Below are 14,446 nucleotides of genomic sequence, written 5' to 3'. Positions count from 1 at the left end.
TTATGACAGAAGAAATGATAATTGCCGGATTCGGTGGTCAGGGCGTTCTTTCCATGGGGAAAATTCTCGCTTATTCAGGAATTATGGAAGATAAGGAAGTAACCTGGTTTCCGTCGTACGGGCCCGAAATGCGCGGAGGTACAGCCAACGTAACTGTAATTGTGAGCGACAACCGCATCAGTTCACCGGTTTTGCACGAGTTCGATACTGCCATTATTCTGAACCAGCAAAGTATGGACAAGTTTGAAAAGGCCGTGAAACCGGGCGGCACGTTGTTGTACGATCCCAACGGAATTGTAAATCACCCTACACGGAAAGACATTAACATTTACAAGGTGGAAGGTACCAAAACGGCTGTGGAAATGGGCAATCCAAAAGTTTTCAACATGATTGTTTTCGGCAGTTTTCTTAAAGTAAGACCCATTCTAAAACTCGACAACGTGGAAAAAGGTCTGGAAAAATCACTGCCCGAGCGCTACCACAAACTCATTCCGCTAAACCTGGAAGCCATTAAAAAAGGCCAAGAGATTGTAGAAACGGTGCAGGAGGTGTGAGTTGTTACTTTTCTTCGAAAACCTAATTTTCTGTTTTTAACCTTTGTAGCAATTTGACCACCCTTAAAACCCAACCTTATTAACCTTCTTAATTGCCTTTGGATCGAATAAGGTGGATGTATAAGGTTTTGAAACGGGTGAAGTTGACCTTATTTACTGAGAGGTTTGGGGAGGTTGGGATAAGGTTTTTATCTTTTAGAAACAAAAAATTAAAATTAGTTTTTATCTGGTTTGACCACCCCGTCAGCCAACTGGCGGACACCCTTACTTTAGGCAAAAATTTATTCTAATAGTTAAATTTGTTATAGGAGAGGAAAAATTTCGTGTAATGATATTTTATTTTATTGCAGATTCCCATCCAGCAAAACCTCTTCCCCGACTTCCGTTTCAATGGCCACCGTTTTGTTCCCATACATCACTTTACAAGTATTTCCGAGCAATGACCGCACTTTGGCTTCGATGAGCCGGCTATTTTCCCATGCCAAATCCACTTCGAAACCGCCACGGGCACGGAGGCCTCTAATGTGGCCTTTTTGCCAGGAGGGTGGGAGGGCAGGCAGCATTTGCAGTACTCCGTTGTGACTTTGTAGCAGCATTTCGGCAATGCCGGCAGTACCGCCAAAGTTTCCGTCAATTTGGAATGGCGGGTGGTTATCGAACAGGTTTGGGTGCGTGGATTTGGCCAGCAGCGCCAGAAGGTTTTCGTGCGCTTTTTCACCGTCTTTCAGCCGGGCAAAAAAGTTGATGATCCAGGCACGACTCCAGCCGGTGTGCCCACCACCGTGCCTCAATCGTTCCTCAATGGATTTTCGTGAAGCCTCCATCCACTTCGGGTCGTCGGGATTGGTAAACTCCTCACCGGGATACAAGGCATAAAGGTGCGAAATGTGCCGGTGCCCCGGCTCGGCTTCCGGTAGCTCTTCCGACCACTCCAGAACACGTCCGTCGGAACCGATTTGCGACGGCGTAAGTTGTGCCAGCATGGTGCGCAATGTGTCGGCAAACTGGGTGTCGATATTCAGCATTTCAGAGGTTTTGATACAGTTATTGAAAAGTTCGCGGATGATTTGATGATCCATGGCAGGCCCCATACAAACCGCCGCAGTTTCTCCGTTTGGCGCAATAAACTTGTTTTCGGGCGACATGCCCGGTCCCGAAACCAGAAGCCCGGTTTTGGGATCTTCTACCAGGAAATCCACAAAAAAGAGGGCAGCATCTTTCAGCACCGGATATGCTTTTTCGCGAAGAAACTGGTCATCGCCGGTGTAATCATAATGTTCCCAGAAGTGGTCGGAACACCAGGCTGCACCCATGGGCCACATGCCGTAACCGGTCATACCGATGGGGTCGGTGAACTTCCACACATCGGTGGTGTGGTGGGCCACAAAACCGCGACTGCCATACACTTCGCGGGCGGTTTGGGAACCCCGTTCGCGCAGATCATCCACAAATTCGAAAAACGGTTCCTGCGTTTCGGCCAGGTTGGTTACCAGCGCCGGCCAGTAGTTCATCTGAATATTAATGTTGATGTGGTAGTCGGCGTTCCACGGAGGCGACAATGTTCCGTCCCAAATCCCTTGCAGGTTGGCTGGTAAACCACCGGGGCGTGATGAACTTATAAGTAAATACCGTCCAAACTGGAAATAGAGTTCGGTAAGATGATCGTCGTTTACACCATTTTTCACCCGCTCTAAACGTTCATTGGTTGGGATGTTCAGCGTATCGGGTGCATTCAGTACCAAATCAACCCGGTTGAAAAGTTGATGGTAGTCAGCAATATGGTTCTTTTTTAATTCTTCGTATGGTGTTTCCTCAATTCTTCTGATGTCGTCTGCCGATTTTTCTGTTTCGTGATCGCCCCAATAGCTGGTTCTTCCTGAAATTAGCAAAACCACTTCATCAGCATTTTTCACAGATATTTTTCCGCTTGATGCAACAATTTCTCCGCCAGTATTATTTACATTCAGCAACGAAGCAAAACGGGTTCCACGACCTTCATATTGGGCAAAACCGGTCATCAGTATTTGATTGTCGCTGGCTGAAACTATTTCAGCATCGCCGGGGCGCTCCAGCCAGGTTGTAAAATTCAGTTTTCCTTTTTCTGAAGAAGAGAGTTTAATGGCAATAATCTGGTCGGGTGCCGAAGCAAAAACCTCGCGGGCATATTTTACACCGCCGGCTTCAAAATTAGTTGTGGTAATTGCTGCTCGCAGGTCAAGCAATCTTTTATAATTAGTAATCTCACCTAATTCGTCAAATTCCAGGAATAGATCGCCCAATGTTTGGTAGGTGTGTTGTCCGGCATCAATACGTTTTCCCATAATTTTTTCCTGAGCCAGCCGGTCGCCTTCGGCATATTTGCCTTCAAAAAGAAGCTGGCGCACTTTATCAAGGTTTTCCAGCGCCTCCGGGTTTGCACGTTCGATGGGCCCACCGGTCCAAACCGATTCTTCGTTGAGTTGAATGCGTTCGGTTTTTATTCCGCCAAAAACCATAGCGCCTAACCGTCCGTTTCCAACAGGGAGAGCTTCCACCCATTCCTGTGCCGGTTTGTCGTACCAGAGTTTCAGCTCCCTTTCAGATGTGGTATTTTGCGTTTTACAGCTTTGAAAAAAAAGCGTAAAAGAAAGAACGAACAGGAAAAAAATTCGAATCATTTGAAGATGGTTTGTTTTGATTTATTTTGATATGCAGATTTAATCGTCGCCACGTTTGGTTTCAATCAGTACCACACCGTTTGCTCCGCGCGAACCGTAAATGGCTGAGCTTCCGTCTTTAATCACATTAATGCTTTTTACCTGAACCGGCGGAATGGAGGAGAGTGCGCTTCCGTCAACCGGAACACCATCAACAACAATAAGTGCTGCGCTGCTGCTGTTTATGGAGTTTATTCCGCGAATAATAATTTCGCCGTTAACCACCTGAACACCAGCAAAACGGCCTTTAATTAAATCATAAATATCACTGTATTGCGAAAAGTCGAGATCATCACTGTTTAAAGAGGCCAAAGCATTCAATTTATCCCTGTCAGAAACATGCCCGTACCCAATGGCATATTCACGGTTTTTTTCTCCGGGTTTCAGTTTTAGATTAATGGCAGCAAATTTGGTTTTTTCTTCCAGTTTAACTTTTTGATTGAAAAAGCCTGTTGCTGAAACTTTTAGTCTTTCTCCGGGATTCACTGCAACCGAAAATCTTCCCAGGGTATCTGTTAAAACGGTTTGTTTGGTGCTTCTAACCTGAACTTCTGCATCAATTAGCGGTATGCTGTCAAAAGTGGTTACCATTCCGTGTACAATTCTTTCCTGTGCATTGGATATCAATGCAAAAAAAAGTACTGCAATTAAAGGTAATGTTTTTGAAAATTTTGTATTCATGGCGTTTCCTCTCTTTATAATATAATGTACAAATTTAATTTAAAATTCAAATATTCAACAAGTAAGCATCAAAAAACATACCGTGATTTGTAGTCTGTTATTTTACTTCTTTTGCAGCAATTACTCTTTTAACGCGATAGGGTTTTTTCTGTTGCGATTCAAAGTAAGTTCGCATTTGCAGCTCGGCAATAATTCCGGTGGTTACAAACTGAATTCCTCCCATCACCAAAAGAATTCCAAGTAAAAGTAAGGGTTTTCCCCAAATGTCGTGGCCAAGGATTTTCAGAATTAGCAAATAAAGGTTGATGAGTGCGCCAATTCCGAAGGTGATAATTCCCAGTCCGCCGAAAAAGTGCATGGGGCGTTGCAAATATTTTTTAAAGAAAAGCATCAAAAACAAATCGCTCATGACTTTAGTAGTGCGGCTCAGGTTGTATTTGGAGGTTCCGAATTTACGCGGCCGGTGATTTACGTCAACCTGGGTAATTCGTGTAGCGCCTTCCAGGGTTATTAAAACCGGAATAAACCGGTGCAATTCGCCGTAAATATGAATACTCTTAATGGTTTCTTTGGTGAAGATCTTTAGTGTGCATCCCAGGTCTTTCATTTTGGTGCCGGTTGATTGGCGAATCATGTAATTGGCTATTTTCGACGGCGCTTTCCGAAGAAACATGCCATCTTTCCGATTGGCCCGGACCCCCGCAACCATGTCCCAGTTTTCGTTTTCCATCATTTTTAACATGCCTGGAATGTCAGCCGGATCGTTTTGCAAATCGCCGTCAATCAGTGCCACATATTCGCCGTCTGCCTGGTCTATTCCTGCCTGCAATGCCGAACTTTGTCCGTAATTTCTCTTTAGTTCAACCAAAATAAAACGGTCGTCATTAATTTTCAGAATTTCAGAACGGGTATTGTCTGTGGAACCATCGTCAACAAAAATGGCTTCAAAATCTATATTTTTTAATGCTTGCTGAATTTGTTCCGAAAGGGGTTTAATGTTGGGTTCTTCGTTGAAAACGCAAATAACCAGCGAGAGTTTTTTCATTGTTTTGAAATTATTTGATTTCTGAACTTTTTTGAAATTTTCGGCAAAGGTACATAAATCCGCTGCAAAACCGTTTTTCTTATTCTTTCCGGTTAATTTTTAAAATGTATGAAAAGCGGAGTGTTTTATATTCCCAATGTCGCAAGCCATGTTGATATTGGACCCGATAAGCTTTTTTTGCAAAATCTTTCCGCAGGTCGAAATGAAGCTGCATGGGTTTGTCGCGTTCGTTTTTGTAGCCAGAATAACCAGAGCAAGAGGCCGAAAACAACCAGGTATTTTTAATGTAATCTGCACCCAGCCCGTAAAGCAGGGCATCGTTTTGCAGATTCAGTTCGTCGTTGGTTTGCCAGGTGTAAAAGCCAATCATCCCGAATGGTTTGACTGCACCGGTTTCAGAATTTCCGATGGTTTTTGAAAAACTCAAATCCAAAAAATAGGCCGGACTATCAATGTAACGCGCTCCCTCCAACTGGTTTCCTGATGCTGTTTTTGTTCCAAAACGGAATAATGTGTTGGGGAATTTTCTATCCTTTAGAACCTGAATTAATGTGCTGAAATAAAAATCGCCAATGGCCGATCCCTTGCCATCTTTTATGCGGGAAAAACGTTCATTCCGTATTTCTTCTGAAAAGGCAAAACGTTCAAATGCAACGCCATACATTTCAACAGCTATTTTATTGCTTGCAAATGGAATATATACATACCCTGATAAATCCTGCGTAGGATCTCCCGGGTGAAAATGATTTGAAAAAGTGAGTTCGAATTCTGTTTCTTTAAACAGTTCTCCTTTTTGAACATGAGGCACGGGAAGTGCGTTGGGACCAAAATAACCGGGAGAAATTTTCATCCAGTTTCGCCAGCCAGGATCACCTTCTTCCCAGCCGTGCAATTCATTCCACCACGACATGTCATTTCCAGACTGTTGTGCCATTCCGCGAATAACAGAAAAAAGAAGTAAAACAATTATAAGTCGGGATTTCATTTTCACTAAAATTCCGGGTAAAAATAAATAAAAAAGGACTGCAAAAATATGGCAGTCCTTCATATACTTATAAGCTCAGTTTTGATCTTATCCCTGGAGGAATGGCATCTTTATGAACCATAATACACATGGTTTTATAGTTTACATAGGGTTTTGAAGCGTAAAAATACCCGTTAAACTTATTATAATCGCCCCATGAATTTTTCACTTTGTAAAAAGTATTTCCATTTGGGTCTTTTGCCAATCCTATAATATGCATACCGTGGTCGTCGGTTGTTTGAAAATTATCGAAAGCAATTTGGCGCATTTCCTGGGTCACTTCCATTTCGGGAACTGGTTTTTCCAATTTGTACAATTCGTTTTCACGCTCTCTTTCCGGCAGAGCTTCCCAGCGCGAAATTTCGGCGTCGGACATGTCAGTTTCGGGTGCGGCGGGTAAAACAGCTATTCCTTTATTTCCTGAAGCAAATCCTTTTTCACTTACATCGGCTGCCCATGCAATGGTATATCCATTTTCAAGGGAATAATCAATAATTTCTTCCAACTCATTTAAGGGTACATTGTACACCTCGTCCCACGACCAGTTATCCGGAATTTCAATAATGAAACTGGAGTAAAACGGGTGATGGGTATAGGAAGTAATTTCAACGTAATCGTCCATGTTTAACCCAACAAAATTGTCGGCAAAACTGAGAGGCGTGTAAGTTTTTCCTTCGTATTCGAATTTCTGGGGAATTTCACCCAGGTAGGTGTCAAGGATTTGAGTGAAAGCGTCGTGCCAGGCAGTACTGAGTTTGCGGTTTTTATTTTCAACAACTGCGTCAACATATTCGCGTAATACACGGTCCATTTCTCCGTGCACGTGTTTGTCTTCCCCGTATTTCAGCCCGTCGTAAACCGACTCGGGAACAACTCCATACCTGGCAATCATATTGGTTACATCATGAAATGCACCGCCTGCCGAAAAATTAAGGTTGCCATGAACCCGAACATGTTTAGTAGCTTTTTCAGCATAGGTGTGCCAAACCACAAACATTTCAGAAAGATTTACTTCGGGTTTGCCCAAACGCATCATTTCAGATTGTAAAAATGAAAGTCCTGAAAAAGACCAGCAGGTACCTGAACGGTGCTGATCTTCTACCGGGGAGGTTGGGAGCAAAATTACATCTTCAAATTCCCATGCTTCTTTTTTGTCTTTTTTTACCTCATCGCCTGCGTAGGTTGCCAATGAAAAACTGACAACAAGAAATGCTGTCAGTATATATTTAATGTTAATCTTCATTTAAAAAAACTTTAAAACGTCTTATTTTTTTAATAATGCCAAAAATAATAATAAAAATATCTTAACGAAAATTTTAACATTTAGAAACATTCTGAATTTTAGATGAACCGTGTTTTAACCCTTATTTTTTAATAGCAGGAAATTATTTCCTGGTATCTGAAGCAATTTGTGAGGTGGTCATTTACCATTCCGGTTGCCTGCATGTGGGCATAAACAACGGTTGACCCCACAAATTTAAATCCTCTTTTTTTCAGGTCATCAGAAATTTGATCTGAAAGTAGAGTTTTTGCCGGCAATTGGTTTAGTTCAGAAAAAGAATTCACAATGGGTTTGTAATTCACAAAACTCCAAATGTAATTGTTGAAGCTTTCAAATTCTTTTTGAATTTTGATAAATTGTAGCGCATTGTTTACACAGGCTGAAATTTTTTGTTTGTTTCGAATAATAGTTTTATCCTGAAGCAGTTTTTCCAGCTTTTTTTCATCATATGCGGAAATTGTTTCCGGAACAAATCCATCAAAAGCTCTTCTGAAATCCTCTCTTTTATGCAACACAATTTGCCAGCTCAAACCAGCCTGGAAACCCTCGAGTACAAGAAATTCGAATAATTTTTCATCATCGTGGAGGGGAACTCCCCATTCGGTGTCGTGATACTTAATCATCCTTTCGCTGGAAGTTGACCAATTACATCGTTCACACATATTATCTGTATTTTGGGCAAAAAGTTAAATAAAATTAATGAATCAGTACCGGGTTTTCTTTTAATATTATTTTTGTTGACTTCGAAATAAGAAAATGAAAAAAGTTACGACCATATTGTTTTTGTTGCTGGTTACTGCAATTTTTGCTGAAGCACAATTAAATATTAACCATTACATCAGGGTAGGACGCACGCGAATTTCCATTGGAAATTACACAGGCGCTATCGAATATTTCAACATTGTAATAAAATTTAAACCATACCTGCCCGAAGCTTATTTTTACCGCGGAGTGGCCAAACACCAACTGGAAGATTTCAGAGGGGCCATTCTCGATTACAACAAAGCCATTGAAATAAAACCTTTTTATCCGCAGGCTTACATGAACCGAGGAATGGCTTACCATAACCTGGGGGAATATGAGAAAGCCATTGAAGATTACAATCGCGGTCTGGATTTCGATCCGGAAAATGAGTCGATTTACAATAACCGGGGAATTGCCAAACTTGCCCTGAAAAATGTAGAAGGTGCCATTGAAGATTATAATAAAGCACTCGAAATCAATCCGAAATCAACCCACGCTTTAATGAACCGAAGCAATGCGCATATTGTGGAGGGTGATGTGGAAGAGGCAATCCGCGATTTAAACCAGGTAATTATTATCAGACCGCACTTTGGTTCTGCTTATCTAAATAGGGGTTTGGCCCGTTTCGAGATGGATGATTTTGCTTCTGCTTTGCGCGATTACGACCAGTCTATTAAACTGGAACCTCAAAATGCTTTGGCCTTCAATAATCGTGGAATTGTAAAACACAAACTGGGTGATTATGAGGGAGCTATTATGGATTATGATATGGCATTAAGATTAAATCCGGAAATGGCCAGTGCGTATTTCAACCGGGCTATGGCGCGTGAGATTTTGGGCAAACCCGGTTTTCAGGACGATTACCGGATTGCAGCTCAGCTTAATCCACAGTTCGATTTGGAAAGCCGCCGTCTTGATGCTGAGCAATTGGCACAAAATCAGCAAAGTCAGCAAGGACAATCGCAAGCAGGGGCTTCATCTGGTCAATCCGGAACACAAAAGCAATCAGCCAATCAGACCAATGCACAGCAGGATTCCACACAACAAAATTCCGCTGTGCCAACACCACATGATGATTCAGGTGATGAAGAAGAAAATGAAAACCGCAGAAACAGACGTCAGCGCATTAATCTGGTTGTGGAAGACTCACGGGATTTGCCCTCCGATAATGATGAGGAAGTTGACGACGGAAGGGTGCAAAACCGAAATATTGAAATTGATTTGCAACCCATATTTATTGTTTCTGCCTTCGAGAAAAATGCAGTTGATTATGAACGCTCACAATATTATAACCTGGCTATAGACGAACTGAATCAGATGAACAATTACAATCCGCTTTTAACTATTACCAATAAACCGGTGAATGAATACCGTGACGTTTTTGAAAATTTCATTTTGTATTTTAATGCCCGTCTTAATATTCAGGCAAATAGTCATAATTATTTGAATCGCGGTATTTTTTACAGCCTAACCGGCGAATATAATGCTGCACTTGAAGATTTAAACCGTTCGCTCGAATTAGATAAAAGTCAGGCCATCGGATTCTTTTCGAGGGGAAATACACGGTATAAAATGCTGGAACAAATTGAATTGCTGAGTAATACACGCGATGAAGTTTCAGTGCCCATTGGAAATTTCAATCAGCAAATGGACTCAGGTGAACCTGTTGCATTACCCGAATACCAGAAAATAATGGACGATTACCAGGCTTTATTATACCTTAAACCCAATTTCTTTTTCGGTTACTACAACCGGGCTTATATTAAATTGCGTTTGAAAGAGTATAAAAGTGCCATTGAAGATTTAAATAAGGCCATTGAACTGGAACCGGAATTTGCCGAAGCATACTTTAACCGTGGCCTTACCAAAATATTTCTCGACGATATTGATGGTGGTGCGCTTGATTTGAGTCGTGCCGGCGAACTTGGAATTGAAGGGGCATACAATATTATTAAAAGGTATTGCAATTAAACCCATTCGGTGTAAATCTGATTTATTGGCCAAAAATCCAAAAAAAATGAATTTGGAAAAATGTACCGGTTTTTAAAAGTTGCACCTCTTTAAAACACAAATGGGAACTACTCTTTTACGAATAGCTCCCATTTCACTGGGTCCACCGAAGTTTTCCCGAGTGCCAGGCTACGGTTATCGTGGCTGGCTTTAAGTTCATCTTTTCAGATGAATTTGTTTGCCCTTTACTCCTGTTTTCAGCGTTGCAACACCCTAAAAATTTTTTGAGACAATATCGAACAATTCCTTTTGTTGGTCATCCATATTTAGCAATCTTGTTTTTGTGTACCTGGAATCAGGAAGCGTATATTTTACCTGATACATATTGTGGGTCAGTTCGGCTGCTTTTTTGAGAGAAAGTGTTGATTTCTCGTGGTAAAGAATACGTTCGAGTTCTTTATAAACACAATATGCAGTAAAGGCAATACAAAGGTGTGCTTCAATCCTGTTTCGCAACCTGTGATAGATGGGCCTGATGCGTAAATCGGTTTTTGACATGCGGAACGCCTTTTCGATGTGCCACAGGTTTTTGTAGTTTTCCATTACTGCGGCATCAGTTAGCCGGGTATTGGTAACGTATCCTTTGAGTCCATCCCATACTTTATCCTGATTGTACTTTTCGTAATCGATTTCAATGGATACTTCACCCGAAAGTTTCAGGTATTTATTGTAACCCCGGTTGTTGATGTTTGATTTGGTAAGTTTTCCTGCTTTAACCTGTTTTTCCAAACGGGTCAGACCTCTTTTGCGGTTGTATTCATCTTTTGTTGCCCTGGCCATGGAATAATTGACAATCAGCCTTGTTTTTTCATCTTTTGTAATGCTGGTGGTATCGCCATCACTAAACGTGTGCTGAAGTATTTCTGTTTTGATTTTACCCGATTCATTCTTTAGCCGTGCGCCAAGGATGTACTCATAACCATTGGCCTCAAGGGCCGCGATATTATCGTTCGACAACAACCCCGAATCGGCAATCACCACAAGTTTACCCAACTTAAACCTTTGCTTCATCTTTTCCAGAAACGGAATCAGTGTGTGCCCCTCGTAAGAATTGCCTTCGAAAATATCGTACCCAATGGCATATCCTCCCAAACCAACCAGCAGACCAATAAATATTTGCGGGTTCTGGTGTTTGCCGTCTTTCGAAAAACCCGTTTTACGCAGGTCATCTTCATCGCTGGCCTCAAAATAAAGCGTGGTCATATCATAAAACACCACGCTAATGTTTCCTTCCAAAACTTTCTTGGTATGCGTAAATGCGATTTGCTCTACCTGCTCTTTAAGTTTTGTGTTCAGCTTATCGAGAAAACGGTAAACTGCATCGATATCAAGCGTTACTCCCTGGTAACGGTATAGATATTCGATGGTTTTTAGTTTGCTCAGCGGGAATGCAAGCCGTGAAACGACCAAATGCCTGAACAATTCCTCACCAACCTGATTAAACCCGATATAATCAAAAATTTTCCCGAAAACCAACTCAGGGCCTACCGTCTGAATGCTTGAGTTATCAAGCGATTCAAACACTTTCTCAACAAGAACATCATCAGGCGATGAAAACAAAGTCAACGGTTCTGATAACCGCTCAATCTCCTGTTGTGCCAACCGCCTAAGCCTTTCAATTTTTTGCCGTGTGATGGCAGAACCTAAAGATTTGACAACTTTATACCTGCCTCTGGCCTTGCTAATTATCTGGATACTAATGCTTCCACTACGATTCTTTAACTCTCTTACATACATATTAAAAAATTTGCAACACCCAAATTTACTAACCTGTAATTGATTTACAATTAGTTACGCGGGTGTTGCAAAAAAATGCGGAAAACAGGAAAAATGAATTTGGAAAAATGTACCGGTTTTTAAAAGTTGCACCTCTTTAAAACACAAATGGGAACTACTCTTTTACGAATAGCTCCCATTTCACTGGGTCCACCGAAGTTTTCCCGAGTGCCAGGCTACGGTTATCGTGGCTGGCTTTAAGTTCATCTTTTCAGATGAATTTGTTTGCCCTTTACTCTCCGTTTTAGCTTTCTACGGCTAAACTTTTGAGCAGTCCGTTCGGCTTTCCGGATGCCTTCGCGGACGAAGTGTCTTTCAGTGCTTTAAACAATTTTCCGAAGAAATTTGTCGTTGTCAATCAGCATTTTGCGGTGTAACCCGTTGTTTACTGTGCAGTTTGTCTTAAAAAAAACCGAAGTCTTAAATGCCTTCCTTTCGGTTGGCTGAACTTCTGCCTGAAGACTCAATCTTGAAAGAACGTCTGGTTTTCTTCCAGTTGATTGAATGAACCGATGGTTTCCAGACTTCCTGGTTCAAACTTCGGCTCCTCTGATGTGCCTTCCCGAAGGAAGGGGAGAAATGGTTCCGGTTTCAACTAAGAAACGTTCCCCGTTTCCACATTTTTGAAGCTGCCTTTTATCGCTCACCTGGTAAGAACAAATGTAAGATTAAAATCTAATATCTGTCAAGTTTTTATTTGGTTTTGTATTCACCATGTTTCAACGTGTGTTATTAACAATTGTTGATATCTTTTACCTTCCTTTTTGGTTGATTATTTCAGCCAGATCCACTGAAATTTAATTTCTTCATTCCTGCCAGGTTCAGCTTCCAGGTTGATTTCATAAAATCCTTTTTCAGGAAAATGTATTTCACCCAGGCTAAACGATTTGAAATTGTCGATCACCCAATCAGAATTTGGTTCGCCTACAGTTTTCCCGGTGGGTTCAACTTGATGCGTCAGAGCGGTATCAAATCCGCTTATCACCAATTTACTTTTCGGGTTTTTCCCCTGGAAACTGTATGAAATGTCAACCGTTTTGGTTCCGGGTTCATCCACATAAATTTTCCATTTCATTTTTTGTGAACCAACAACCGGAGTGAATTCCGGGATAGTTCCCCTTCTGCTTTTGGTCTGAATTTTTATTTCGTCTTTTGAATAAATCAGGTTTCGGGGGGTAAGCGAAAAACCGCCATCGGTTGTTTTGGCTACCAGTTTTTGAACTGTTTCCGGATATTGGTCGTATTCAACCACCAGCACCGAAATGTATGGATCAGGTTCCATAGCAGGTAAATCTATTTGTGTGAAAACACCAGTATGTTTAAAAGAAAGCGGTTTTTGTTGCTTGTCGGTCAGCAGGTAAATTTTTTCGGGAGTGGCGGAAATACCGGTGAAGTTTAGCTTTTTGTTTAATGGCCAGTTAAAAACATGCAGGTAAAGCTTTGTTTTGTTCCCTTCTTTTTTGCAGGTAATTTTTCCCCAGTCGTGCAGGTCTTTGTCCAAATCGAATGCTTCTGCGCCATAAATCGATTCACCGTTTACGTCAAGCCATTTTCCCATTTCCAACATGCGTTGCGAAATTTCGTATGGCACATCACCATTGGCCCGCGGTCCGATGTTCAGCATAAAATTGCCATTCAAACTTACATTATTGATGAGTGATTTGAGCAGGGTTGTGGTTGATTTCCAATCAGTATCTTCAGAATGAAATCCCCATGAATGTGCCACGGTTGCCGGTGATTGCCAGGGGAAATCTTCCTTTTGACTACCCAGTTGGTTATCGCCCAGCGTTTTGAAATCAACATCGGGGTCTTCTTCGATGGAAAGTCCCAGCCGCGAGTTTACAATGCAGTTGGGTTGCAGCTCCCGAATGAGTCCTTTCAGTTGCAAAAGTTGCTCTTTCGTAACCACCGTTTCTGAGTGGTGAATCCACATGTCGAACCAAAACATACCAATTTCGCCATAATTGATAAGTAGTTCCCGAACTTGAGGAATCACTTTTTCCTGCCAGTACCGGTCGTATTTTTCAGGAGCAATTCCGGTAATTTCTTTGGTGTGATCCCAACCAAATTCATGCTCCCAGTCCACCCAGTGCGAATAATACAAACCCAGTTTTAGTCCGTGTTTTTGACAGGCATCAGCCAGTTCCTTTACAATATCGCGCTTCGGGCTGGTATAATTTCCTAAATCATAATCGCTTACCTGACTGTCCCATAGTGCAAATCCGTCGTGGTGCTTTGCTGTGAGCGTTACATATTTCATTCCTGAGTTTTTGGCAAGAATGACCCATTCTTCCGGATCGATTTTATCCCAATCGAAACGGTTCAGTAAGGAGAGGTATTCCTCCCGGTCAATCCGGTTGCGGTACATTATCCATTCAGCATAATCGTTATCGTTCCGCAGTTTTTCGCCTTTCCAGAATCCTTCAGCGCCGCTATAAACACCCCAGTGGATGAACATGCCAAACCGGGCATCAGTAAACCACCGGGCCCGCTCGTTGGTTTGGGATTGGGGGAAAGCTGAAAATGTAAACAATATAAGGGTGCAGTTCTCATATTACGCAGTTAATTTTGTATAATACCTTTCAGAAAATTCATTCCAAAATCCTTTCCACCTGTTGGATTTTACGACTGTTC

Annotated in this window: 10 protein-coding genes; 2 read left to right on the top strand and 8 right to left on the bottom strand. The window is 41.8% G+C overall.

Translation table 11 applies throughout. The annotated features are described in order from the left end of the window. Positions 1-2 precede the first annotated feature (2 nt). On the top strand, positions 3-554 hold the full coding sequence (locus tag ACESMA_RS01285; RefSeq protein WP_372946937.1) for a 2-oxoacid:acceptor oxidoreductase family protein: 552 nt from the start codon (positions 3-5) through the stop codon (positions 552-554). 341 nt (positions 555-895) lie between these two features. Here the strand turns inward: ACESMA_RS01285 and ACESMA_RS01280 are convergent, their stop codons facing one another. The 6 genes from ACESMA_RS01280 to ACESMA_RS01255 form a co-directional block, all read right to left on the bottom strand. Then, entirely contained in the window at positions 896-3,211 is a 2,316-nt protein-coding gene (locus ACESMA_RS01280) for a glycosyl hydrolase family 95 catalytic domain-containing protein (RefSeq protein ID WP_372946936.1), read from the bottom strand. Between the two features lie 39 nt (positions 3,212-3,250). After that, the gene (locus tag ACESMA_RS01275) at positions 3,251-3,931 is read right to left on the bottom strand and encodes a TonB-dependent receptor plug domain-containing protein (protein WP_372946935.1); all 681 of its coding nucleotides are present in this window, start codon (positions 3,929-3,931) and stop codon (positions 3,251-3,253) included. A gap of 97 nt (positions 3,932-4,028) precedes the next feature. Beyond that, a complete protein-coding gene (locus tag ACESMA_RS01270) occupies positions 4,029-4,976 on the bottom strand; it encodes a glycosyltransferase family 2 protein (RefSeq protein WP_372946934.1) in 948 nt (315 codons plus the stop codon). Positions 4,977-5,055: 79 nt separating this feature from the next. Continuing rightward, complete coding sequence (locus tag ACESMA_RS01265; protein WP_372946933.1) at positions 5,056-5,961, bottom strand: hypothetical protein; 906 nt, start codon at positions 5,959-5,961, stop codon at positions 5,056-5,058. 67 nt (positions 5,962-6,028) lie between these two features. Continuing rightward, positions 6,029-7,243, bottom strand: coding sequence for an aminopeptidase C (locus ACESMA_RS01260; protein WP_372946932.1), 1,215 nt, complete (start codon positions 7,241-7,243; stop codon positions 6,029-6,031). Between the two features lie 128 nt (positions 7,244-7,371). Next, positions 7,372-7,944, bottom strand: a complete 573-nt coding sequence (locus ACESMA_RS01255) for a DNA-3-methyladenine glycosylase I (RefSeq protein WP_372946931.1) — start codon at positions 7,942-7,944, stop codon at positions 7,372-7,374. Between the two features lie 94 nt (positions 7,945-8,038). Here ACESMA_RS01255 and ACESMA_RS01250 point away from each other — a divergent pair, with 94 nt between their 5' ends. Continuing rightward, positions 8,039-9,997 (top strand): tetratricopeptide repeat protein, encoded by a 1,959-nt coding sequence (locus tag ACESMA_RS01250; RefSeq protein WP_372946930.1) that lies wholly within the window; start codon positions 8,039-8,041, stop codon positions 9,995-9,997. Between the two features lie 252 nt (positions 9,998-10,249). On the opposite strand, the gene ACESMA_RS01245 is transcribed toward ACESMA_RS01250, so the two are convergent. Together ACESMA_RS01245 and ACESMA_RS01240 are read right to left on the bottom strand one after the other, a co-directional pair. Continuing rightward, positions 10,250-11,773 (bottom strand): IS1634 family transposase, encoded by a 1,524-nt coding sequence (locus tag ACESMA_RS01245; protein WP_372946929.1) that lies wholly within the window; start codon positions 11,771-11,773, stop codon positions 10,250-10,252. Positions 11,774-12,584: 811 nt separating this feature from the next. Continuing rightward, positions 12,585-14,345, bottom strand: a complete 1,761-nt coding sequence (locus ACESMA_RS01240; protein WP_372946928.1) for an alpha-L-fucosidase — start codon at positions 14,343-14,345, stop codon at positions 12,585-12,587. Positions 14,346-14,446 lie beyond the last annotated feature (101 nt).

This window comes from Mariniphaga sp. (genome assembly GCF_041687215.1).
In the GTDB taxonomy this organism is placed as follows: domain Bacteria; phylum Bacteroidota; class Bacteroidia; order Bacteroidales; family Prolixibacteraceae; genus Mariniphaga.
The sequence above is the reverse complement of the archived record's forward strand: the minus strand, read 5'-3'. Positions and strand labels throughout refer to the sequence as shown.